Genomic DNA, 22731 nt, shown 5'->3' on the forward strand with positions numbered 1-22731 from the left:
ACCCTTATCTTACTCGTTCAGCACCCTCTTGACAAACCCCCTTTCCGTATAACATCATTAAAATATACGAAATAATCTGAAAAGGAGAGTTATGTATGCAGCGTTACGTTGCTCTACTATTAGCACTCATCCCTATTTCATTAGCTGTGTTTGGTATAAAGTTAATGAGAGATACTGTATTCGGGATTCTATTTCCACCAATCTCTATACTGTGGTTACAATTTTTAATCGGTGCTCTCTGCTTCGGGCTCGGGTTTTATATCTTCGGTGGCTTCGTCTTGCACCGAGACCGTAAACGAAATAAAGTACAGGCTCGCTTTAGAAGATAGGAAGGCCCCACTATTTATAAATAAAAAAATGAGACCGTTACACGCGGTCTCATTTTTTTATTGGCAACAACGTTCTTGCCGTTTCAGGGTAATCAGTAATAATCGCCGATATATTCATATCAAAATATTTACGCATAAGCGTTTCTTCATTAATTGTATAAGGGCGAACCTCTACACCACTTTCCATCGTTAGTTCAGCAATAGCATCTTGAAGGTAACGATAATTCGGATGTACTGCTGTAGCCCCCATTTTTTTCGCGTATGCCCACGGACTATGCAAACCTTCGCGATATAAAATTGCTGTTTGAATATCAGGAGCCATCATATGACACCGTTTCATGCTGTAGTGATTAAACGAAGAAAATATAACACGATCCTCTAAACTAAATTTCCGTACAAGCGTTATAACTTCTTCCTCTAAACCTCTGTATGGAATTTTATTATTTTTAAGTTCAATATTAAGTAGCAAACTCGTTTGTTCAAGCCATTCTAATACCTCTTCTAAAAGTGGTATTTTACAAAACCCTACTTTATCACCAAATTTATAACTTGCATCTAACTTGCATAAATCCTCATATACATAATTCCGAACCGCACCTTTTCCATTTGTTGTTCGGTCCACCGTTTCATCATGAATGACGACAACTTTTCCATCTTTCGTTAATTGAACATCAAGTTCAATTCCATCCGCTCTAAAAGACTCAGCCGCTTCAAATGAAATCATTGTATTTTCTGGGTACGTTCCAGCCGCACCACGATGTGCAAATATAAGAGTCATCCTCACTCCCCCAATCTTATGCTATACTATACGAAAAAGGAGGTACTTCTATGAGACCATTACAAATTTCTCCAGATACTGCAGTCCGCTTATCAAAAGCACTAGGTGTTCCACTTGAACAACTCATGCATATGCCGCAGCACATTTTAATTCAAAAGCTAGTTGAATTAGAAAAACAAAATAAAGACGAAGAGTAATACAGTCCTGTTTTGCAGGGCTTTTTATATTTTCTATTATATCACGGATGACTTCCTTGCTAAAATCCCTTACCGGATATACTATGATCCCATTTAATCTTTTCTTCAAACATTTAAATGAAGCCCCCTCTTTTAACAAAAGAGGGGGCTTCTCATTACTCGTTTTAGTTACTCAAATTATGCGTTTTTCTTTTCTTTGTTAAAAATCATAAACACTTTATACAATCCTAAAGAAGCTGGAATATTCATAAATGCAAATGCTTCATACGTATAATGAGGAGCTGTTTCCCATAGTAACAAGAAAGTAAATACCCCTAATGCACTAATCATCGCAATTCGTATAACTTCCGATTCATTTTCATCTTTCTTTTTATAAAGAATAACAGCCGCCAAAACAGCTATATAAACAAATAATTTGATAATATACGAATATATAGTAACGATTTTATACTTCGTTGTACTATAATTCGATACGTAATTAGTTACCATGTCATTCTTCTGTTCAAACCATTGCCCAATACGGTACATGGAGAACTGACTTGATACCCATTCTCTAGTTATTTTTTCATTCAAATGTTGCACATAACCCATTACACCAAGTTCACTGAAACGTTGCACTATAACTTCTTGATTGTGCTCATTCAAATCTTTCGTATTCTTTATGTTTTCATCATCAATATAATCTGCATCTGCCTGATTCCACACACCATACGTATCTTTGTTCAGGCCCATTTTCACCCAATGAGTGAATGGAATTTTTTCAATTTCATTATCGGTACTGAGATTTAGCTTTGTCGTTATACCTTTAAAACTTACAATAAGGATTAAACAAAATAAAACACTACTTAACACCTTTACAGAGTATTCCTTACGAAACTTAAAAATATTTTCAATTAAAATCGCTAACGCTACGGTTAATGCTGTCGGTCTTATAATATAAGTACAAGCTGCGAAAACCCCTAATAAAATCCATAAAATAATCTTCATTCTTTTTGTTTCCGCCGTTTTCAAGCACAAATATGTATACATTGTTGCTGAAATAAAAAATATTACCAATGTATGAGTATAGAAAACTGGTGCCTGCCAATATATAAAAATATTTAGCACAGATAACACAATCGATATGTGAGCAACTTTAAAGTTTGTAATTTTCCTTACAATCAATACATTTAAAATAATACTGCCTGTTATACAAGCTATTGGTAATATTTTTATCGCTAAATCTACGCTCCCTATCAATTTAGCAAAATATCCTCCTATTAATACAACATGTGTATTATATGGATAAAATAAAAGCTGTCCCATTTCTAAAAATTGATTATCTCCATTAAACACAGAGACAATTCCTTGTTTAAGGATAGCATAATCCCCAACAACAGGGTTAAATGCTATGGAAGTAATAATTATTTCCATCGTCAAAATGATTATGATACCTAAAGCAATCATAATATTTGTATACGTTCTTTTCATTTTATTAATAACCAATTTATAATACATAAAGAAGAGCACAAATAAAAGCAACGTCAACGCTATAACAGCAGCGACTTTTTTGGGAGTATACTCCTCAGTCGGATAAGGAAATTCACCACTCATCAAAATTGTTTTTGGGATAAAAAATTTACTTACTATCATTGAAAATATAGATAAAAACACCGTCATGACAATGATTGGGTACGCTCGATTTACTATTTTTTTTAAAGTCATTCATCCATTCTCCTATATCTCTAACTTTTCCAAATCAATGATACGTTATAGAGATTATGATGTCAAATCCACTTATTTTCTGTACATATCCGTATTTTCACTGCATTTTTCTATATAAATATGTATTCCTTCAAAATCCTTAAATCGAGGTAAATAAAAAACTCATTGATTTTAAATTTACTATCGAGTATAAATTGCAAGAATTATTAAGCTTTACTATAACTTAAATCCCTTACTGTTCCTACTCTCAGCTTATCCGCAACCATTGCGATAAATTCAGAATTCGTAGGTTTGCTTTTGACATGGATACTGTATAACCATCGCTATATCAAGGCATTGTATATTTCATAACTATCATTAAATGATTCTATTTATTGGTGCCCATCCTCAAATTGATAGGTCAACTTAATAAGAGTTCATCATTTTCTTCTATTTAGATGCTTTGCATCGCAATGAAGTAAAAAGTTTTCTACATTCATTTGAAAGTTATTCATACAACAAAAAACCTCCTAGCTATTGGAATCAAAATTTCAATCCAATAAATAGAAGGTTTTTAAATTAACCGCCAATTACCTATGTACTTTATTGCCTACATACGTAATTCGTTGGTTATTAAATTTTATTATGAAATACGCTTAACACCTTGATACTACAGCGTTTACGAAGCCTTATGTTCAAGTCTCAGCTTATCCGCAACCATTGCGATAAACTCAGAGTTCGTAGGTTTTGCTTTTGACATGGATACTGTATAACCGAATAAGGACGAAATAGAATCAATATTCCCACGGCTCCAAGCTACTTCAATCGCGTGACGAATTGCTCGCTCCACACGGCTTGCTGTGGTATTATATTTCTTTGCGATATCTGGATACAATACTTTCGTAATCGATCCTAATAATTCGATATCGTTGTATACCATGGAGATTGCTTCTCGTAAATACATATATCCTTTAATATGAGCGGGTACACCAATTTCATGAATGATACTCGTAATACTCGCATCTAAATTTTTCGGTTTTCCATCTACTGTTGTTGCTGATCGGAATGATGGTAGTGGACGTTTAATCATAGCATTTGCTTTACCACTCACTTGACGAATATGACTCGTTAAATTCTCCATATCAAATGGTTTTAATATGAAATATGAGGCACCTAAGTCAACTGCTTTTTTCGTCACATCTTCTTGCCCGAATGCTGTCAACATAATTACGCTAGGCTGTTTTAACCTTTCAATATGTCGCATTTTTTCCAATACAGCTAAACCATCTAAGTGTGGCATAATAATGTCTAAAACGAGTACATCAGGTTGCTTATCTGTTAATAAGTTTAAACACTCTTGACCATTATAAGCAGTACCGATTACTTCCATATCATCTTGAGCAGCTACATAGCTCTCTAACATTGATACTAGTTCTTTATTATCATCCACAAGACATACTTTAATTTTCTCCACAGCTTTTCCTCCCTTACCGAATCGATTCTCCGACATGTGTATCCTTCTAGGCTACATGAATTGTTCGACAATTGTGTGAAAATTCCCTTTTAAAGTTTCTTACTTTCCGATAAAATCACAAAAAAATATGTTTATCGTTCATTTATTCCCTTTCGCAACACATTCCATCATAGAAATACAACGAAACGTTCAACCCTTTTCTTTTATTTTACAACAAAAAACACCTCTTGCGGAGCTTTTACAAAATTTCAACGAATTTTTCAACAGAAAAAGCGAGCTAATATGTATTAGCTCGCTTTTTTCTCTTGATCATAAATATTAATTCCAGCTTGATGTAACATCCATTCAATATGAACACCATATCCGGATGTTGGATCATTTACAAATACATGTGTAACAGCACCAATTACTTTTCCATTTTGTACAATTGGACTTCCACTCATTCCTTGTACGATACCGCCCGTTTTCGCTAATAGACGTTTATCTGTTACCTTTATTACCATACCCTTTGTAGCTGGGAATTTTTGCTGCACTGTACTAACAACTTCAATATCAAACGCTTCTACTTTATCTTGATCAATAACTGTTAATATTTTTGCCGGTCCTTCTTTTACTTGATGAGATAATGCGATAGGCATTGCTTTATCCATTATACCGTTTTTCATATTCGTATTTAATTTTCCAAAAATACCATATGGACTATTAATTGTAATATTGCCAATCACTTCACGATCTGGTGAAAATCTTGCTAATTTCTCGCCTGGATTCCCATGACTGCCTCTTTCAATTGATGTAACTGTCGAGCGCATAATTTGTCCATCTTCGACTTGAATCGGCTTTTTCGTATCATTATCAGAAATAACATGACCAAGTGCCCCATATTTCATAGAATCTGGATGAACAAATGTCATCGTTCCAATTCCAGCTGCCGAATCGCGGATATACAAGCCAATTCGATAAGACGATTCACCATTGTCTTTTTGTGGCGTTAGCTTCGTGCGAATATATTTTCCATCTCTTAACAATACAAGATTAAGCGGTTCACCTGTTTCTCCACTATTATGAATAAACGGTGCTACATCACTCATTCTTTCAATGGTTTTACCATTAATTTCAGTAATCATATCTCCAATTTGTACACCTGCTGTTTCACCAGGAGATATTTTACCTTTTTCAGTTTGAATTAAATGATGGCCTACAACAAGTACACCTTTTGTATTTAATTTCACACCAATTGATTGTCCACCTGGAATCACTTTAAAATCTTTTAACACTTTCACATTTACTTTTTTCACTGGAAAGCCCGCAAGCTGAAATACCATATCAGCTTCACCATTTTGATGAGAATTTACCATAAGTCCTTGTTTTTGTTCATTCGAACTCACTGTAAATACATGACGATTTGTGGATGAAGCTTTGAAAACTGGTAATGATGATATTTCTGATTGTTGTCCTTCAAAAACAACAAGTTGTTTCGGTGATGAAATAAACGTTCGAAGCGGTTTAAAACATCCAATAAAAACTAAAGAAACAAGGAGACAAAGACCTATTATTTTTCGAAATTTTTCTAATTTCAACTTGTTCACTCTCCTCGCTCCTACCCCACATTCAGCCTCTTGGCTTCACTTTTTAATCTCTCCTTGCAATGCTTTATTTATAACCGGAAGAATTAAGAAATCGTCATTTGAGAAAAAAAGCTATCCATTACTGGATAGCCTCTGCTGTCTGTTTAAAATGATGCGCTTGCGTAAGTAATTCTTTCGCATGCTCCGTCGTTAAATCTGTGATTTCCACACCAGAAATCATTCGAGCTATTTCTGTTACTTTATCCTCCATAGTTAAAACAGTAACTGATGTAATTGTCCGATCATTCGCTACTTGTTTTCGAATAAATAAATGCGAATCTGCCATTGAAGCTACTTGAGGTAAGTGCGTAATACAAAGTACTTGCGAGTTTACTGATACTCGATAAATTTTTTCAGCAATAGCCTGTGCGACCCGGCCACTTACACCCGTATCCACTTCATCAAAAATAACAGATGCAACCCCTTGATGCTTAGAAAAAATGCTTTTTAAAGCTAAAATGATACGAGATAACTCTCCACCAGAAGCAACCTTTGAAAGTGGTTTTAGCGGCTCTCCTGGGTTGGTCGAAATATAAAATTCCACATGATCGTAACCATCTGCCGTAAGTCTTACCGGTGCACCTTCCACAAGGGGCTCTTCTGCATTTCCTTCTCTCTTCATAATTCTCACTTCAAATTTCGTTTTTTCCATATATAATTCTTTTAATTCCTGATGAATTGCATTTGTAAGGTGTTCTGCAAGCTCATGACGCATATTACTTAACAACGTTGCTTCTTTCAGAATAACACTTTCTAATTCCTTCAACTGTTTCTTCGTCGTTTCAATATGAACGTCTTTATTTTCAATTGTAAATATTTCTTGTTCAATTTTATCTGCATACGCTAAAATCTCTTCTACAGTATTTCCATATTTTCTCTTTAGCATACGAATTTCATTCAAACGTGTTTCGATTTCATCTAAACGATTTGGATCATATTCCATCATATCGAGCTTTTCTCTCAGTTGATATGCAACCTCTTCTAATAAGTAATAGCTATTTGCAATTGAATCATGATTCTCTTGATACATTTCATCTAAATGTGTAATACTTTCCATTTGTCCCATTGCGCTTCTTACATTATCTAATCCTTGTCCGTCAGCACTCAATGAACGATATGCATCACCTAATGCTTTATAAATCTTTTCAAAATTAGAAATTTGCAATCGTTCCTCAGTTAATTCATTTTCTTCATCCATCTTTAAATCAGCTTTGCGAATTTCTTCATGCTGAAATTGAATTAAATCTAAGCGATGTGCCATCTGTTGTTCATTTTCACTTAACGATTTCAATTGTTTTTTTAATTTTTCATAGTCAGCGTATACGTTTTGATATATGTCTAGTTGTTTAACGATTCGATCCCCATCAAAGTGATCAAGCATAAACAGATGTCGTTCTTCATTCATTAAATCTTGCGTTTCATGCTGTCCATGAATATCAACAAGTGTTTTCCCAATTTCTTTTAATATGCTAAGTGTAACAAGCTTCCCATTTACACGACATACACTCTTCCCGTTCGCAGCAATATCACGCTTTAAAATAATCATGCCATCTTCTATTTCTATATCTAACTCTTCTGCCTTTTCAATACATGGATGCTTATCATCTTCAACATAAAACAGCCCTTCAATCTCAGCCTTTTCTGTTCCATATCGAACAAATTCTGCTGACCCACGGCCACCTACAAGTAAACTAATCGCATCAATAATAATCGATTTTCCGGCCCCTGTTTCACCGCTTAAAACCGTTAAACCTTTTTGAAAAGAAATATTTAATGCTTCAATAATAGCAAAGTTTCTAATCGATAATTCCGATAACAATGCCCCATTCACCTCGTTATAAAATAATCCCTTACTAAAGGATTTTCTCATTTCTTCATTCAAATAATCATGCTATATATTTGTATGTATATACTCTTCTAACCCGCTTCATTGTACCAAACATTTGTTTTACGGGTCAATCCATCTATTTTCTAACTTTATGCAAACAAAATATTATATTACAATTGAAAAATCATATTTTTGACCAATAAAAATATCTTGTTCACTTCCCACTTTACGATGGAAAGCAAACAAGATTTTTTGTTACAACATATTTAAGAAACGATCAGAGACAACACCTGTATCGTCAGGTGTACGGCAAATAATTAAGCAAGTATCATCACCACAGATGGTTCCGATGATCTCATCCCACTCTAAATGATCAATAAGTGCTCCAAGTGAATGAGCGTTACCAGGCAATGTTTTTAGCACAAGCATATGTCCTGCCGTGTCTAATTTTACAAATGAATCCACTAGATTTCGTTTTAATTTTTGTAACGGGTTAAATCGTTGATCTGCTGGCAAGCTATATTTATAGCGCCCATCATGTAATGGCACCTTCACTAAGTGCAGTTCTTTAATATCGCGCGATACTGTTGCTTGCGTTACATTAAATCCCTCATTACGTAAAATATCAACTAATTCATCTTGTGTTTCAATTTCTTTGTTTGCAATAATTTCCCTGATTTTAATATGGCGCTGACCTTTATTCATACATTTGCACCTCACACTATCTCTTACCATAGTTTAAACATTGGTATACTTCACTTATTTATGTTAACTTATAATTCGTTTCTTGTACACAATTGTTTTTACAATCATTATACAATTACAGCAAAAAGAGGAACAACATATGTTATTCCCCTTTCCCTTTTTGTTTTAGAACGTCATGTGCTTCTGTAACAACTTGCTCTATAGAAATCGGAGAATGATTTTCGCCATTCTCACGTTCACCATGCCATTTCAGATGAATTAAAAATTCAATATTACCATCCCCACCCGTAATTGGTGAGAATGTTAAACCTTCCACATCATAGCCCTCTTTTAAAGCAAAATCGACAATCATTTCTACAACAGCTTCATGTACTTTTCTATCACGAACGATACCTTTTTTCCCAACTTGCTCTCTTCCAGCTTCAAACTGCGGTTTAATTAACGCTGCTACATCTCCGTTAGGCATAAGCATTGTTTTTAAAACTGGCAGTATAAGCTTTAATGATATAAATGAAACATCAATACTTGCAAATTGAGGTAAACCACGTTCTAAGTCTGCTGGTGTCACGTAACGGAAGTTTGTTCGTTCCATTACAACAACACGCTCATCCTGACGTAATTTCCACGCTAGTTGATTGTATCCTACATCTAATGCATAAGATAATTTCGCTCCATTTTGAAGCGCGCAATCTGTAAAGCCACCAGTTGATGAACCAATATCTATCATAACTTTATCTTGTAAATCAAGATGAAATGTCTCTAATGCCTTTTCAAGTTTATAACCACCACGACTTACATACGGCATAACTTGTCCCTTCACCGTAATCTCAGTATCTTGCAAGATTTTCTCTCCTGGCTTATCAAGTCTCATCTCATTTGCATATACGAGTCCGGCCATAATGGCGCGCTTTGCTTTCTCACGCGTTTCTATAAGTCCTCGCTCTACTAATAGTACATCTACTCTTTCTTTTTTTACGCTCATTTGTTACGCCCTTTTTTGTTTTGATGGAATCATTGTATGAATACGGTCTACAACAGCATCTGTCGTTAAACCAATTTCTTCTAATAATTTTGTTACACTTCCGTGCTCTATGAAGCGGTCTGGAATACCCATTCGTTCAACTAATGCACTATGGTAACCATTTTCAGATGCAAATTCAACTACTCCTGTTCCAAAACCACCGATTAAACAAGCTTCTTCAATCGTTAAAATCGGTATATTCTTCCCTAGAAGATCATGTAAATATGCTTCATCCATTGGTTTAATAAAGCGAGCATTCACTACTTTCACTGAAACCCCAGCTTTTTCAAGACGCTCAGCTGCTTCCATTGCCATTGGTATTGTCGTACCAAACGTTAAAATAGCTGCTTGTGTACCCTCTTTTAACGTCTCCCACGTACCGATTGGAATCGCCTTTAATTCTTCATCCATATGAACGCCAAGTCCATTACCACGAGCATAACGCAATGCGATTGGTCCATCTTCATATTGCATCGCCGTATAAACTAAATGTTGCCCTTCATTTTCATCTTTCGGCATCATAAGCACCATATTCGGCAAGTGACGTAAGAATGAGATATCAAATACGCCTTGATGCGTTTCACCATCTGCTCCTACTAATCCCGAGCGATCTATTCCGATGAAAACATTTAAATTTTGGCGGCATATATCATGAACAACTTGGTCATATGCTCTTTGTAAAAATGTCGAATAAATTGCTAAGAATGGCTTCATTCCTTGCGTTGCCATACCTGCTGCCATTGTTGTAGCGTGCTGTTCTGCAATACCTACATCAATCATACGATCTGGGAATTCTTTTTGGAATTTCTCAAGTTTTGATCCAACAGGCATTGCAGGTGTAATTGCTACGATACGCTCATCCGCTCTCGCTAGCTTAAGTACTGTTTCACTAACGACAGCACTCCATGCTGGTGCAACTTCTTTTGGCTTAACGAAGTCACCTGATTCAATTTTATAAGGTCCTGTTCCATGCCAAGTTCCAATAACGTCACTCTCAGCCGGTTTATAACCTTTTCCTTTTTTCGTAATAACGTGAACAAGTACTGGGCCTTTTGTTTTCTTTGCATATTGCAACGTTTCGAATAACTTTTCATAATCATGCCCATCGACTGGACCTAAATATGTAAAGCCTAACTCTTCGAAAAAGACACCAGATACTAGTAAATATTTAAGACTATCTTTTATTTTCTCTGCTGTCGCAGCCACTTTCCCGCCAACTGCTGGGATTTTCTTTAATATATACTCTAACTCATCTTTTACCCAGTGATATTTTCCTGCGGTACGTAAACGACCGAGTACATTATGAAGCGCACCAACGTTTGGTGCAATTGACATTTCATTATCATTCAAAATAACAATCATGTCTGTTTTTTCATGTCCAATATGGTTCAATGCCTCTAAGGCCATTCCACCTGTTAAAGCACCATCTCCAATAATTGGTATAACATATTCTTTCGTTTTCTTTAAATCACGTGCCAGAGCCATTCCCATTGCAGCCGATAACGAAGTCGAGCTATGACCAGTTTCCCATACATCATGCTCACTCTCGCAACGTTTCGGGAAACCACATAGACCTTGATATTGCCTTAATGTACCAAACTCTTTCGCGCGTCCAGTTAAAATTTTATGTACATAGGATTGATGTCCTACATCCCATAAAAATTTATCTTGCGGGCTATCAAATAATTTGTGCAGAGCAATTGTGAGTTCTACTACACCTAAATTAGGTGCAATATGTCCACCTGTTTGAGAGAGCTCTTCAATTAAAAACTTACGAATATCCTCACTCAATCCCTCTAGTTCACTGATAGACATATCTTTCAAAAAACTAGGGTTTTGAATTTGCGTTAGATCCACATGGATCACTCACTTTCATTTCATAATCTGTCAACATGTCAAATATTATAAAAAACATTTACACAAAACAAGAAATTCTCTTTTCTATTTTTCGTCTTGTCCCGCTATTAACCAGTCTATTGCGCCTTAATCCTATTATAAACCATATTTCTTTAGGCGATGAAAAAAATAGCCGCTAACACGAAGTGATAACGGCAATGTAATCTACATATATTTTTGCCAATAACAAGAAAAGAAAAACCTTTTCCTACATTTATATCATAAAATGATGAATGACTCAACAAATGAAAACGCTGTTATATTAGTTATTACGTTTTGCAATCAAATCGCAAATAGATAGTAAATATTCATCTTGTAATTGCAAGGAGCTAATTGCACCTTTTGCTTCTGCAATTGTTTCTTCTAAAATATCCTTTGCTCTATCTACAGTAAACAACGTCGTATATGTGCTCTTTTCATTAGAAAGATCGCTACCAATCGGTTTTCCAATCTCTTCTTCGGTGCCTTCGACATCTAAAATATCGTCTCGAATTTGGAAAGCTAGACCGATATATTTAGCAAACGTAAGCAACTTTTCTTCTTGCTCTTCTGTCGCATCAGAAAGTATCGCACCCGCAAGTACAGCAAATTCAAGCAGTTTTCCGGTCTTATGTTTATGGATGTACTCCAATTCATCAATCGTAAGGCGTTTCCCTTCAGCTTCCATATCTGCCACTTGTCCGCCAACCATTCCTTCTGGTCCTGCTGCTTTTGCAAGTTCAAGTACAAGTCTTACTTTTTTTTCTGCAGAAATTTCTTTTTGCTCATATGCCATAATAACTTGAAAAGCATACGTCAATAAGCCATCTCCTGCTAAAACTGCCATCGCTTCACCAAATACTTTGTGATTTGTGGGCTTTCCTCTTCTTAAATCATCATCATCCATACAAGGTAAATCGTCATGAACTAACGAATATGTATGAATCATTTCAAGAGCACAAGCTGCACCTACTCCAAGATTTCTTTCTTTCCCAAACGCTTGTAATGTTGCAAACAAAAGTAACGGGCGGAGACGTTTTCCACCCGCTTCTAAAGAATATGCCATCGCTTCACGAAGTACATTTGGACATTGTAATTCATTTGCATAGCTTACAAGTTTCTCTTCTACGAAAGTTTTACTTTCCTTCAAAAAAGTATCAAAAGCAATCGTCACTATGCTTCATCTCCTAAAGCAGTAAACGGTTCAAGCTCTCCATCTTCCCCAAGAATAACTGCCATTTGTTCTTGTACATTCTTCAACTTCTCATCACAAAGCTTAGATAATTCCATACCCTCTTTAAAATAAGAAATCGCTTCTTCTAAAGGTACGTCACCTTGTTCTAGCTTAGAAACAAGATGCTCAAGTTGCGAAATTGCCTCTTCAAAGCTTAATTTATTTTCCATTATTCAATTCACGCTCCTCTATGCCTGATACGCTACAATCTAGTATTCCATCTTGTAATTGAACTGAAACAGCATCTCCAAGGCTTACATCTTTCACACTTTTTAACACTTGCTTCTCTTCATCATATACAAGCCCGTACCCTCTCATCATTACTTTAAGCGGACTTAACGCTTCAAGTTTTTGAGCAGCTCTTACAAAGGCAAATTCTTTCGTTTGAAGTAACGTTTGCATTTCACGTTGTAATTGCTTTTGCAAAGTTTCAACAGCTACCTTCGTTTGAATAATTTTTTGAGATGGGTGGTGCTTCTCTAAATAAAATGAAAGTTGCTTTAACTGATTCACCTTTTTATCAATATAGCGCTCTTTCGCTAAAACAAGCTGTTCTAGCGCTCTATCTAATTGCTCTTCCTTTTGCTCATATACTTGTCTTGGATAACGGAACGCATACGATTTTTGCAACACTTGTAGTTTTTCTTCTTTTTTATGTACTAACTCTTTCATTGCTCTTTGCAATCTCAGAGTTCTTTGTAATACCTTTTCTTGTAACTCTATAATATTAGGTGCTGCTAGCTCAGCTGCTGCAGTCGGTGTTGGTGCGCGTAAATCTGCAACAAAATCTGCGATTGTAAAGTCCGTTTCATGGCCTACTGCCGAAATAATAGGAATTTCACTCTTAAAGATTGCTCTTGCAACCATTTCCTCATTGAAAGCCCATAATTCCTCAATAGAACCTCCACCACGACCAACGATTAGTACATCTATCTCTCCCATTTCATTCGCTGTACGAATCGCTTGTACAATCGAGGGAGCCGCTGACTCCCCTTGTACAAGTACCGGAAATACAATAACATTCCCAATTGGATAACGACGTTTAATCGTTGTTATAATATCACGAATCGCTGCTCCTGTTGGCGACGTAATCACACCTATTGTTTTAGCGTAAGGAGGAATTGCTTTTTTATAAACTTGAGAAAAAAGTCCTTCTTCTTCTAAGCGAACTTTTAACTGTTCGTACGCTAAATGTAAATTTCCGATTCCGTCAGGCTGCATGTCTTGAATATAAATTTGATAAGAACCACTCGCCTCGTAAACAGAGATTTTCCCTTTCACGAGTACCTTCATCCCATTTTCAGGTTTGAATTTAATATTACGATTATGACCCGCAAACATAACCGCTGCGATTCTTGCATTTGCATCTTTCAATGTAAAATACATGTGGCCACGGCTATGATTTTTAAAGTTGGAAATTTCACCTTTTAACCAAACAGACTGCAAATGCGGATCATATTCTATTTTTGTTTTTATATAGCGTGTTAACGCTGTAACGGTTAAATATTGCTTCTCCATTTCTCTCTCCTCATAGCCGACTCAAATTATTTACAAACGACACCTGCACGTTTGGCAGATTCAACAGTATTATGAAGAAGCATTGTGATTGTCATTGGACCAACACCCTTTGGCACAGGTGTAATGTAACCCGCAACATCTAACACGTTGTCAAAGTCAACATCACCACAAAGTTTTCCTGTTTCTAAACGGTTAACACCAACGTCAATTACAACCGCTCCTTCTTTAATATAATCCGCTGTTATCATTTTAGGTCGTCCAACAGCTACGATTAAAATATCAGCTAACTTCGATAACTCTTTCATATTTTGCGTCTTAGAATGACAATATGTGACAGTTGCATTTTCATTTAAAAACAATTGCCCCACTGGTTTACCGACAATATTACTTCTTCCAATTACTACTACATGTTTTCCAGAAATATCAAGATTTGTTTCTTTTACTAATTCTACAATACCATGCGGTGTACATGGAAGGAATGTATCTTGTCCCGTCATCATACGTCCCACGCTGATTGGGTGAAATCCGTCTACATCCTTTTCTGGTGAAATTCTTTCAATGATAGCTTTTTCTTCAATATGTTTTGGTAAAGGTAATTGCACCAATATGCCATTAATACGGTCATCGCCATTTAAGCGATCGATTTCAGCAAGCAAACGTTCCTCAGTAATTGTTTCAGGAAGTTCAATTAGCTCTGAGTAAATCCCTACTTGTTCACAGCCTTTTTCTTTTCCTTTCACATAAGAACGAGATGCTGGATCTTCTCCAACTAAAATAACTGCTAACCCTGGTACAATACCTTGCTCTTTCAACTTCACAACTTCTTCTGTTAATTGTGCTCGTTTTTTCTCCGCAACTTCATTTCCTTTGATGATTACTGCTACCATTTTAAGATTCCCCCTTAAAGAATTTACAGTGTATCTTTTATATTAGATAAAACGCCGTTAATAAAACGACGAGATTCCTCATCCCCAAATGTTTTAGCAATTTCAATTGCTTCGTTAATTGTTACGTTGTGTGGAATTTCTTCCATGTATTTCATTTCATACACAGCTACACGTAAAATACTGCGATCAACAATGCTAATACGCTCAAGCTTCCACTTTTTTAAGTTTTGACGAATCGCTTCATCGATTGCTTCTTTATTTTCTACAAAACCTACTACAAGTGACTCTAGAAACTCATTTGTTTCTTCGCCTTCATCTAGCGTGTTTTCCACTGCTACTATCGGTTCTAATTCACCTGTAATATCCATTTGGTATAATGCTTGCATTGCTCTTTCTCTAGCCGTCCTACGTTTCATTGTAACTCTCCTTTATGCTTCAAGTCTTTCCTTATACTTTGTTATATTATTATAATTTATAAGCCGTCAATTCACTTACTCTTACAGTTTTCATTGATTTTCCAACCTTATAATACAATGATAATAACACAATTTATCGTTTCACACACGGGTTACAAGGCTGAAAAATAATAAAAAGATTAACTTCAAGTTCCATATCTTATCACAATGTACGTTTTTTGGAAAAACAACACATTTTCTTGTTTATTTCTTATTTTTTGAAATAGTATAATAATTAGAGGGTTGTAATTTGTGAAGAAATGAAACGATAAAAAAGATGCCTATGTTACTAGGCACCTTTTCATTCTTACACTGGTTCGATTTCTGTTTTTTGTGTTTCGAATGTTACGCCAACGATGTGAACATTCACTTCTTTTGGCTCAAGTCCTGTCATCGTAAAGAGTGCTTGGCGAATATTGTCTTGAATCTTTTGTGCAACAACTGGAATTGCTACACCAAAATACATTACAACATAAAGGTCAACGATAATATCTTCGTTTGCTAATTCAACCTTTACACCTTTACCATGATTTTTCTTACCTAACTTCTCAACAACATCTGTAGCAAAATTACCGCGCATTGCCGCTACACCTTCTACTTCAGCAGCTGCAATACCTGCAATTACTTCAATTACTTCTGGTGCAATTTCTACTTTACCAAGAGTTGTATCTTGACCCATATCTAACATATGTTCAGCCATGAAAAAAAACCTCCTTTAATGTATCACTGCGTCACAAGTTCATGCTCTTCCAAAAATTTCGTATTAAACTCACCTTTTACAAAATCAGGATGATCTAGCAATTGCAAATGGAACGGGATTGTTGTATGTACGCCTTCAATGACAAATTCACTAAGTGCGCGCTTCATTTTTGCAATTGCCTCTTCACGTGTTTTTCCGTGAACAATTAATTTAGCAACCATCGAATCATAGAAAGGTGGGATTGAATATCCCGGATATACAGCTGAATCGACGCGAATACCAAATCCTCCTGGTGGTAAGTACATTTCTACTTTACCTGGAGATGGCATAAATTTTTTGGCAGGGTTTTCCGCATTAATTCGACATTCAATTGCCCAACCATTAAATTGTACTTCTTCTTGCTGTAACGATAACTTTTCTCCTGAAGCAACAAGAATTTGTTCTTTAATTAAGTCCATTCCCGTTACCATTTCAGTAACCGGATGCTCAACCTGAATTCTCGTATTCATCTCCATGAAATAAAAGGTTTTCGTTTTATATTCATAAATAAACTCAACCGTACCAGCACCTGTATAATCAACCGCTACCGCCGCTTTAACTGCCGCTTCACCCATCTGCTTGCGAATATCTTCATCAAGTGCAGGTGATGGACTTTCTTCTAATAGTTTTTGCAAACGGCGCTGAATTGTACAATCACGCTCTCCTAAATGAATGGCATTTCCGTGTGTATCTGCCATTATTTGAATCTCAACATGGCGGAAATCTTCAACGTACTTTTCTAAGTATACACCAGGGTTCCCAAAAGCGGTACTAGCTTCTTGCTGTGTAATTTGAATTCCTTTTATAAGCTCTTCTTCATGGCGTGCAACACGAATACCTTTTCCGCCACCACCTGCAGTCGCTTTAATAATAACTGGATATCCAATTTGATTAGCAAGCTCGATCGCTTCTTCGGTATTTTTAATAATCCCTTGTGAACCTGGTACAATCGGAACCCCTGCTTCTTTCATTGTATCACGAGCAACGTCTTTTGTGCCCATCTTTGAAATAGCTTCTGGACTTGGACCGATAAAAATCAAGTTACATTCACGGCATAACTCTGCGAAATCTGCATTCTCTGCTAAAAATCCGTATCCCGGATGAATAGCATCGCAGCCTGTTAACTTCGCAACGCTAATAATGTTCGTCAAATTTAAATAGCTTTCTTTCGAAATCGTTGGTCCTACACAATACGCCTCGTCTGCAATCTGTACGTGAAGTGACTCTTTATCTGCTTCTGAATAAATTGCAACTGTTTCAATATCCATTTCTTTACAAGCACGAATAATTCGTACAGCAATTTCCCCACGATTGGCTATTAATACTTTTTTTATCATCACAAAGACTCCCTTATTACGCTTTTACAAGAAATAGCGGTTGTCCATACTCAACAAGCTGTCCGTTATTAACAAGAATTTCAACAATTTCGCCCTCTACATCAGCATCAATTTCGTTAAATAACTTCATAGCCTCGACAATACATACGATAGAATCTTTCGATACTCTATCCCCAACACTTACATATGGAGGTGTATCAGGTGAAGAAGAAGAATAGAATGTACCTACCATTGGTGAGGTGATCTTATGTAGGTTTTCATCTTGAACAGTTTTCTTCTCTTCTTGTTTTGGCGCTTCTGCTTGCGCTGCTGCTACTGTCGTTTCAACTTCAACAGGCGCTACTGGTTGCATAGCTTGTTTTGCTGCAGGTGCTTGCACAGCAACAACTTCATTACCACGCTTTTTCATTTTGATTGTTGTACCGTCTTTTTTGTATTCAAATTCATCAATATTAGAGCTATCAATTAATTTAATTAATTCACGAACTTCTTGAATTTTAAACATGTAAAATCCACTCCCATACTCTTGTTTGTCCCGTTTTTACAGATTCTCGTCACGAAAACTAGATTGACTGTAAAAATACGATGTATTCTATTAGAAAATATATTTCATTAACTAATAGAAATATTTACTATTTCCATCTTACGATAAATTTTTTAAACATTCCAATTTATATTTCTTTATAATAAATCGAAACTCCTGTAAAAATATTATTCCAATAAAAATTTAATACCTAGTAATAATACCAAGTTTCACATGAAATTGGCAAGACCACTTCTTAAAAAACATTCACTACTTTAGCAAAACGTTACACAGCAAACATGCCATTCCCTCTCCACTCTTCACTACACCTATAGTCAATAACATATTTTTACCAAATATTATTTTTTTGTTTACACGCCGTTCATCATTCCTTCATATAAGAATAGTATGTTCAAAGTGTAGAAAATATATTGTGTCGAGGTGTGGAAATATGATATGGCTCATTCTCTTTTTACCTGCTGTAATCGTTTGGGCATGTGTTCTTTGCATCCACGTCAAATCCGGAAAAAGTAATCATCAGTACCATGAACCATTAATCTTTTACTCGCAACGTGTTTCTCCATTCCGAGTTGAACATAGTAAAAATAACTACAAAGACGAAATAGAAAAAAGCTATCGAAAATGATAGCTTTTTTCTATTCACACGTTTACTTACATACTCTATTTTACTATTTGCATACCCTTTGCTTAGTAAAAGATAATAATCCGCAGGGAAATCCCTGCGGATTAAAGTTTCACTTATTTCGCTGGTGGATCAAATTTCACACCTACATCTTTTGATCCGCCTTCACTTCTTACAAGTTGAATAATTTTATTTGCTTCTTTCTGTGAATGTTTTGCCGCTTTAACCGTTACTCTAATGTCAGTACCATCAGCTCTTACAAGAGCATCTGGATATCCTCCTTGAGATTTAATTACTGTCTCAAGTAATTCTTGCTTCGTTTCCATTGTCGTAATGGCATCAAAATTTTCTTTTGCTTTATTCTTTTCTGTTGCTGAAGCTTTTGTTGAACTCATCACTTCTTGTAATTTTGCTTTTTGTTCACTACGCTGATCTTCCATTTGCATACGTAAAGCTGTGAAATTCTCATCACTTGATTGAACTGATACATTGCCCTCTTTTTTACTTGTTTCTTTTTTTGCATTTTCTTTTTTGTCTGTTTCTTTATTTGTTGTTTCCTTGCTTGTATTTTCTTTTTTCGGAGTTTCTTTAGGCGCTTCGTTTGTTACTGCTTTATCAGTACCTTGTTTTTCTTGTCCAATCTTTTCACCTGTTGCCGGCGATGCTGTATTCATTTTGTCAGGAGTTGTCACGTAATACACAGATAGTACAACAACTAAACTTAACATCGTTAATAACCAAACTGTTTGTTTTTTTAACACTTTATTTCCTCCCTATCAATTTTTCGGTGAAACTGAAACGCGATGGGCCGGTACATCTAGCAGCCTTATCACAGCTTCTTTTACCATTGCTTTAACTTGTATATTATCCACTCCCTTTGCTACGACAAGAACACCACGTACTTTCGGCTTCTCTGTTCGTAAAACAACAGGAGTTTCTTTATCCCCTTCACGTATAATGACAGTCTTTTCATCAAGAGACTCGTCCTCTACTTCTCTCTTACCGCCTGTTTTATCTGTTTCACCTGTTGTTTGTGAGCGTTTCACTGTATTTTTTTCTAAAATTTTTTCTTCAGATGAATCTAAATTCACTTTAATCGTTACGTCTTTTACTCCTGCTATTTCTTCTAAAGCAGTTTTTAATTCTTGTTCATACGCTTTTTCATATTTTTCTACATTTGACATACTATCATTACTTTTTTGTCCGAAAGTTGGTACGTCTTTTTCTTGATTTTGAGTTTTTTGTTCTTTAAATACAGGTACTTCTTCTTTTTTACTTGAAAAGAGACTACTAGAAAACATAAGCAAAATTCCAAGTATGAGTAGGACAAGTAAAAACTTAGGTGTTACCTTTTTACCCTTCTCGTTGCTTTCTTTTTGATCCCCATTCAATAAGTTTCGAAAAAATGAGAACTTCGAATTTTTATCTTTATTGTCCATTTACTCTACCTGTCCTCCCTTCCATTTGAACTTGGATTTGTTTACCCTCTAGTTGCCATCTGCTTGAAAAGAAATCTTTCATTTCTACATTCGTTTCTTCCACTTTTTTTGGAGGCTCTTTCGTGTTAATTTCAATTGGCTTTACTGTTTCGATTGCATCATTTTTACTACGTTCTTTTTCTTTCAACGTCACAACAACAGATTGAATATCTTTCGCTGACTTTACTTCTTCTGTATTTTCTGCTGCGACTATTTGTATTTCAGAGACAGTCATACCATACTTTTTCTCAAACTCTTTTCCTACTTCTTTTTTCATTTTGGTAGCCATCTCTTCTAAACTATATGCACGTGTTAGAGCTTGTATTTCTTTTTTCTTCGAATCTATTGAATTTTTTACAGATCCTTCTGCTACGTACTTTTCTTCATTAAAATTTGCAATTACTTCATTTACATCTGTCTGCAATAGTTTAAAAAGGGGCGTTAAAATTAATACGACTAACAAAAGACTTACAACGAATTTAACGTATTTTTGCAAATTCGAATTTGGAAGAATAAGATGAAGCATTGTTGCTAAGAGCAAAAAAACGATAATATTTCTGATCCACTCTGTAACAAATTGCATACTCTTCACCTCCTACCGCATCATAAGTGTAATATTCCCCGCAGCAATAATAATTGTAATACTTAAAAAGAACATAAATGATACGATAGCTAAGCAAGCAAATACGTAAATGATGCTTCGTCCAATAATGTCTAAACATTGAATAATTGCTCCGCCGCCAACCGGTTGCAATACTGCTGCTGCGAATTTATAAATAAATGCAATACAGAAAATTTGAATCGCTGGAAAAGCAACAATTAAGCATAAAATGACGAGCCCAATAATTCCGACTGTGTTTTTCAATAATCCTGATGCGCTAATAACAGTATCTGCCGCTTCTGTAAACATCCTTCCAACTACTGGAATGAAGTTTCCTGTTACAAATTTAGCAGTTTTCACAGCTATTCCATCAGCAACAGCTGTTGCTGTCCCTTGTACAGATAATACTCCTAAAAAAATTGTTAAAAAGACACCGATAATCCCTACGCTAACGTTTTGCAGAAGCTTGGATAATTTCGTCACTTTATATTGATCACTCATTGTACTTACAATACTTAATATCGTTGCCAGTAATAAAAGTGGTAGAACGATATAATTCATAAGAAGCCCACTCGTATTCATTAAGAAAATGATAACCGGATGAAAAAATGATACAGATACAACCCCGCCCCCAGTTGCTATAAGCGCCAGCAAAATTGGCAATAACGCTAATATGAAATCTACCATTGTTTGTATCGTTTCTCTTGCATATGTCATAACGACATAAAAACTATTTAAAGCAAAAATAATAAGTACCATATACACAACAGCATCAGCAATTTTACTTACGCTACTTTTTGAAAAAGCGGATTGCAGTGATTGCAACAATGCACTAAAGATTGTGAGCATAATAAGTGTGCCAAGCAGTTTTCCATTAGCAGCAAGCTCATGAAATAAATATTTTAATAACCCTATCATCCACTCTTTTAGAGAGAATTCTTTTTCTCCCTTTACAAACTCCATAAAGCTCCCTTTTTGACTCTCTGGCAAATAGCCTCCATATTTTGTAACAAGCCCGTCCCAAAATTGCTTCACATCTTCAATTCCGAGCTTATCCAATTGTTGATCAACGACGTTTGTTTCTACAGGAGAAGCTTGTACAACAACCGGTAAAGAAAAGAAAAGGAAGCAAGCAAATAGCAGCTTAGCTCCAAACCTCCTCAACATTCACTCCCCCTTATCCCGTCGGTAAAAATCCGAGAATAGTTTCAATTACAACCGTCAAAATAGGAATCGCCATAACGAGAATTAAGATTTTCCCAGCAAGTTCAATTTTCGAAGCGATGGCACCTTGACCAGCATCTTTTGTAATTTGGGCTCCAAACTCAGCAATATAAGCAATTCCAATAATCTTTAGTAACGTTTCCACGTAGACGTTACTAACTTTCGCTTCACTTGCTACTCTCTCAATCATTTGTAAAATAGAATGAATTTGATCGATTAAAATAAGAAACATCACGCTACCTACGAACACAATAAATAAAGATGTAATACTAGATTTATGCTGATTCAAAACAGCAGCTAAAAACGTAGCAACGAGGCCTAATCCGACAATTTGTATAATTTCGATTCGAACCGCCTCCTTTACTGGAAGAGAAAGACACTTTTAATCTTGTCAAATAGCGTGTTAATTAAAAATGCAACATGAAATAAAATGACGACAAAACCGACAAGGATAACCCAATTTGCAATATCCTCCCGCTTTAATTCTTTTAGTACAGTATGAATGAAAGCTAAAACAATGCCGATTCCGGCGATTTGAAATATTAATCCAACATCAATGGACATCGCCTTTCTCCCC

Annotated in this window: 25 protein-coding genes and 1 pseudogene; 3 read left to right on the forward strand and 23 right to left on the reverse strand. The window is 35.7% G+C overall.

Annotated elements, in window-relative coordinates:
* The first annotated feature begins 95 nt into the window (after nucleotides 1–95).
* The gene (locus AC1Q51_RS08105; protein ID WP_001190211.1) at nucleotides 96–329 is read left to right on the forward strand and encodes a DUF2627 domain-containing protein; all 234 of its coding nucleotides are present in this window, start codon (nucleotides 96–98) and stop codon (nucleotides 327–329) included.
* Nucleotides 330–378: 49 nt separating this feature from the next.
* Here AC1Q51_RS08105 and AC1Q51_RS08110 read toward each other — a convergent pair whose 3' ends face one another.
* Nucleotides 379–1107, reverse strand: coding sequence for a glycerophosphodiester phosphodiesterase (locus AC1Q51_RS08110; protein WP_000172580.1), 729 nt, complete (start codon nucleotides 1105–1107; stop codon nucleotides 379–381).
* 50 nt (nucleotides 1108–1157) lie between these two features.
* Between AC1Q51_RS08110 and AC1Q51_RS08115 the strand changes: the two genes are divergently transcribed.
* Entirely contained in the window at nucleotides 1158–1304 is a 147-nt protein-coding gene (locus tag AC1Q51_RS08115) for a YycC family protein (protein WP_001247671.1), read from the forward strand.
* A 177-nt stretch (nucleotides 1305–1481) separates the two neighbouring features.
* Here the strand turns inward: AC1Q51_RS08115 and AC1Q51_RS08120 are convergent, their stop codons facing one another.
* The 16 genes and pseudogenes from AC1Q51_RS08120 to accB all read right to left on the reverse strand — a co-directional run bounded on the left by AC1Q51_RS08120 (nucleotide 1482) and on the right by accB (nucleotide 18190).
* On the reverse strand, nucleotides 1482–3008 hold the full coding sequence (locus AC1Q51_RS08120; protein WP_090977093.1) for a glycosyltransferase family protein: 1527 nt from the start codon (nucleotides 3006–3008) through the stop codon (nucleotides 1482–1484).
* A 206-nt stretch (nucleotides 3009–3214) separates the two neighbouring features.
* Nucleotides 3215–3327: pseudogene (locus AC1Q51_RS08125) on the reverse strand (hypothetical protein); the annotation flags it as partial.
* Between the two features lie 339 nt (nucleotides 3328–3666).
* A complete protein-coding gene (spo0A, locus tag AC1Q51_RS08130) occupies nucleotides 3667–4461 on the reverse strand; it encodes a sporulation transcription factor Spo0A (RefSeq protein WP_011110369.1) in 795 nt (264 codons plus the stop codon).
* Between the two features lie 287 nt (nucleotides 4462–4748).
* Complete coding sequence (spoIVB, locus tag AC1Q51_RS08135; RefSeq protein WP_002000940.1) at nucleotides 4749–6047, reverse strand: SpoIVB peptidase; 1299 nt, start codon at nucleotides 6045–6047, stop codon at nucleotides 4749–4751.
* Nucleotides 6048–6165: 118 nt separating this feature from the next.
* The gene (recN, locus tag AC1Q51_RS08140; RefSeq protein ID WP_000947734.1) at nucleotides 6166–7905 is read right to left on the reverse strand and encodes a DNA repair protein RecN; all 1740 of its coding nucleotides are present in this window, start codon (nucleotides 7903–7905) and stop codon (nucleotides 6166–6168) included.
* 264 nt (nucleotides 7906–8169) lie between these two features.
* Nucleotides 8170–8619 (reverse strand): arginine repressor ArgR, encoded by a 450-nt coding sequence (gene argR / locus AC1Q51_RS08145; protein WP_001032580.1) that lies wholly within the window; start codon nucleotides 8617–8619, stop codon nucleotides 8170–8172.
* 142 nt (nucleotides 8620–8761) lie between these two features.
* Entirely contained in the window at nucleotides 8762–9601 is an 840-nt protein-coding gene (locus AC1Q51_RS08150; RefSeq protein ID WP_090977091.1) for a TlyA family RNA methyltransferase, read from the reverse strand.
* A gap of 3 nt (nucleotides 9602–9604) precedes the next feature.
* Entirely contained in the window at nucleotides 9605–11497 is a 1893-nt protein-coding gene (gene dxs, locus AC1Q51_RS08155) for a 1-deoxy-D-xylulose-5-phosphate synthase (RefSeq protein ID WP_000366452.1), read from the reverse strand.
* A 301-nt stretch (nucleotides 11498–11798) separates the two neighbouring features.
* A complete protein-coding gene (gene ispA, locus AC1Q51_RS08160; RefSeq protein ID WP_000150374.1) occupies nucleotides 11799–12689 on the reverse strand; it encodes a (2E,6E)-farnesyl diphosphate synthase in 891 nt (296 codons plus the stop codon).
* Nucleotides 12689–12919 (reverse strand): exodeoxyribonuclease VII small subunit, encoded by a 231-nt coding sequence (gene xseB / locus AC1Q51_RS08165; protein WP_000428423.1) that lies wholly within the window; start codon nucleotides 12917–12919, stop codon nucleotides 12689–12691. The genes ispA and xseB overlap by 1 nt, the downstream gene beginning before the upstream one ends.
* Entirely contained in the window at nucleotides 12909–14267 is a 1359-nt protein-coding gene (gene xseA, locus AC1Q51_RS08170; RefSeq protein ID WP_492331462.1) for an exodeoxyribonuclease VII large subunit, read from the reverse strand. The genes xseB and xseA overlap by 11 nt, the downstream gene beginning before the upstream one ends.
* A 26-nt stretch (nucleotides 14268–14293) precedes the next feature.
* Entirely contained in the window at nucleotides 14294–15154 is an 861-nt protein-coding gene (gene folD, locus AC1Q51_RS08175) for a bifunctional methylenetetrahydrofolate dehydrogenase/methenyltetrahydrofolate cyclohydrolase FolD (RefSeq protein WP_000226732.1), read from the reverse strand.
* A gap of 23 nt (nucleotides 15155–15177) precedes the next feature.
* Nucleotides 15178–15570, reverse strand: a complete 393-nt coding sequence (nusB, locus tag AC1Q51_RS08180) for a N utilization substance protein NusB (protein WP_090977086.1) — start codon at nucleotides 15568–15570, stop codon at nucleotides 15178–15180.
* A gap of 346 nt (nucleotides 15571–15916) precedes the next feature.
* On the reverse strand, nucleotides 15917–16309 hold the full coding sequence (locus tag AC1Q51_RS08185) for an Asp23/Gls24 family envelope stress response protein (protein ID WP_000807630.1): 393 nt from the start codon (nucleotides 16307–16309) through the stop codon (nucleotides 15917–15919).
* Nucleotides 16310–16332: 23 nt separating this feature from the next.
* Nucleotides 16333–17685, reverse strand: coding sequence for an acetyl-CoA carboxylase biotin carboxylase subunit (accC, locus tag AC1Q51_RS08190; RefSeq protein ID WP_000592870.1), 1353 nt, complete (start codon nucleotides 17683–17685; stop codon nucleotides 16333–16335).
* 16 nt (nucleotides 17686–17701) lie between these two features.
* Nucleotides 17702–18190 carry an acetyl-CoA carboxylase biotin carboxyl carrier protein gene (gene accB / locus AC1Q51_RS08195; RefSeq protein ID WP_000472863.1) on the reverse strand — a complete coding sequence of 163 codons (489 nt, stop codon included), beginning with the start codon at nucleotides 18188–18190 and terminating at the stop codon, nucleotides 17702–17704.
* A 469-nt stretch (nucleotides 18191–18659) separates the two neighbouring features.
* Here accB and AC1Q51_RS08200 point away from each other — a divergent pair, with 469 nt between their 5' ends.
* Nucleotides 18660–18854 carry a hypothetical protein gene (locus tag AC1Q51_RS08200; RefSeq protein WP_002000935.1) on the forward strand — a complete coding sequence of 65 codons (195 nt, stop codon included), beginning with the start codon at nucleotides 18660–18662 and terminating at the stop codon, nucleotides 18852–18854.
* Nucleotides 18855–18967: 113 nt separating this feature from the next.
* Here AC1Q51_RS08200 and AC1Q51_RS08205 read toward each other — a convergent pair whose 3' ends face one another.
* From AC1Q51_RS08205 to spoIIIAC, 6 genes are read right to left on the reverse strand one after another with little or no spacing between them, the layout of a single operon-like run.
* Nucleotides 18968–19612 (reverse strand): SpoIIIAH-like family protein, encoded by a 645-nt coding sequence (locus AC1Q51_RS08205; RefSeq protein WP_000914710.1) that lies wholly within the window; start codon nucleotides 19610–19612, stop codon nucleotides 18968–18970.
* Between the two features lie 15 nt (nucleotides 19613–19627).
* Nucleotides 19628–20290, reverse strand: coding sequence for a stage III sporulation protein AG (gene spoIIIAG, locus AC1Q51_RS08210; protein ID WP_000368890.1), 663 nt, complete (start codon nucleotides 20288–20290; stop codon nucleotides 19628–19630).
* Nucleotides 20280–20912: a stage III sporulation protein AF gene (spoIIIAF, locus tag AC1Q51_RS08215; RefSeq protein ID WP_001161037.1), complete on the reverse strand. Its 633-nt coding sequence runs from the start codon at nucleotides 20910–20912 to the stop codon at nucleotides 20280–20282. Before spoIIIAF ends, spoIIIAG begins: the two co-directional genes overlap by 11 nt.
* Nucleotides 20913–20924: 12 nt before the next feature.
* Entirely contained in the window at nucleotides 20925–22097 is a 1173-nt protein-coding gene (gene spoIIIAE, locus AC1Q51_RS08220; RefSeq protein ID WP_000946113.1) for a stage III sporulation protein AE, read from the reverse strand.
* Between the two features lie 10 nt (nucleotides 22098–22107).
* Entirely contained in the window at nucleotides 22108–22491 is a 384-nt protein-coding gene (gene spoIIIAD / locus AC1Q51_RS08225; RefSeq protein ID WP_077393170.1) for a stage III sporulation protein AD, read from the reverse strand.
* 23 nt (nucleotides 22492–22514) lie between these two features.
* Complete coding sequence (gene spoIIIAC / locus AC1Q51_RS08230; protein WP_000020914.1) at nucleotides 22515–22718, reverse strand: stage III sporulation protein AC; 204 nt, start codon at nucleotides 22716–22718, stop codon at nucleotides 22515–22517.
* Nucleotides 22719–22731: the final 13 nt, after the last annotated feature.

This window comes from Bacillus sp. MT94, assembly GCF_058792475.1.

What these genes read in the sequence shown, in the direction of transcription:
- AC1Q51_RS08105 (WP_001190211.1), top strand. Translation starts at nt 96, where the DNA reads ATGCAGCGTTACGTTGCTCTACTATTAGCACTCATCCCTATTTCATTA.
- AC1Q51_RS08110 (WP_000172580.1), bottom strand. Translation starts at nt 1,107, where the DNA reads ATGACTCTTATATTTGCACATCGTGGTGCGGCTGGAACGTACCCAGAA.
- AC1Q51_RS08115 (WP_001247671.1), top strand. Translation starts at nt 1,158, where the DNA reads ATGAGACCATTACAAATTTCTCCAGATACTGCAGTCCGCTTATCAAAA.
- AC1Q51_RS08120 (WP_090977093.1), bottom strand. Translation starts at nt 3,008, where the DNA reads ATGACTTTAAAAAAAATAGTAAATCGAGCGTACCCAATCATTGTCATG.
- argR (WP_001032580.1), bottom strand. Translation starts at nt 8,619, where the DNA reads ATGAATAAAGGTCAGCGCCATATTAAAATCAGGGAAATTATTGCAAAC.
- AC1Q51_RS08150 (WP_090977091.1), bottom strand. Translation starts at nt 9,601, where the DNA reads ATGAGCGTAAAAAAAGAAAGAGTAGATGTACTATTAGTAGAGCGAGGA.
- xseB (WP_000428423.1), bottom strand. Translation starts at nt 12,919, where the DNA reads ATGGAAAATAAATTAAGCTTTGAAGAGGCAATTTCGCAACTTGAGCAT.
- xseA (WP_492331462.1), bottom strand. Translation starts at nt 14,267, where the DNA reads ATGGAGAAGCAATATTTAACCGTTACAGCGTTAACACGCTATATAAAA.
- folD (WP_000226732.1), bottom strand. Translation starts at nt 15,154, where the DNA reads ATGGTAGCAGTAATCATCAAAGGAAATGAAGTTGCGGAGAAAAAACGA.
- nusB (WP_090977086.1), bottom strand. Translation starts at nt 15,570, where the DNA reads ATGAAACGTAGGACGGCTAGAGAAAGAGCAATGCAAGCATTATACCAA.
- AC1Q51_RS08185 (WP_000807630.1), bottom strand. Translation starts at nt 16,309, where the DNA reads ATGGCTGAACATATGTTAGATATGGGTCAAGATACAACTCTTGGTAAA.
- accC (WP_000592870.1), bottom strand. Translation starts at nt 17,685, where the DNA reads ATGATAAAAAAAGTATTAATAGCCAATCGTGGGGAAATTGCTGTACGA.
- accB (WP_000472863.1), bottom strand. Translation starts at nt 18,190, where the DNA reads ATGTTTAAAATTCAAGAAGTTCGTGAATTAATTAAATTAATTGATAGC.
- AC1Q51_RS08200 (WP_002000935.1), top strand. Translation starts at nt 18,660, where the DNA reads ATGATATGGCTCATTCTCTTTTTACCTGCTGTAATCGTTTGGGCATGT.
- spoIIIAG (WP_000368890.1), bottom strand. Translation starts at nt 20,290, where the DNA reads ATGGACAATAAAGATAAAAATTCGAAGTTCTCATTTTTTCGAAACTTA.
- spoIIIAF (WP_001161037.1), bottom strand. Translation starts at nt 20,912, where the DNA reads ATGCAATTTGTTACAGAGTGGATCAGAAATATTATCGTTTTTTTGCTC.
- spoIIIAE (WP_000946113.1), bottom strand. Translation starts at nt 22,097, where the DNA reads ATGTTGAGGAGGTTTGGAGCTAAGCTGCTATTTGCTTGCTTCCTTTTC.
- spoIIIAC (WP_000020914.1), bottom strand. Translation starts at nt 22,718, where the DNA reads ATGTCCATTGATGTTGGATTAATATTTCAAATCGCCGGAATCGGCATT.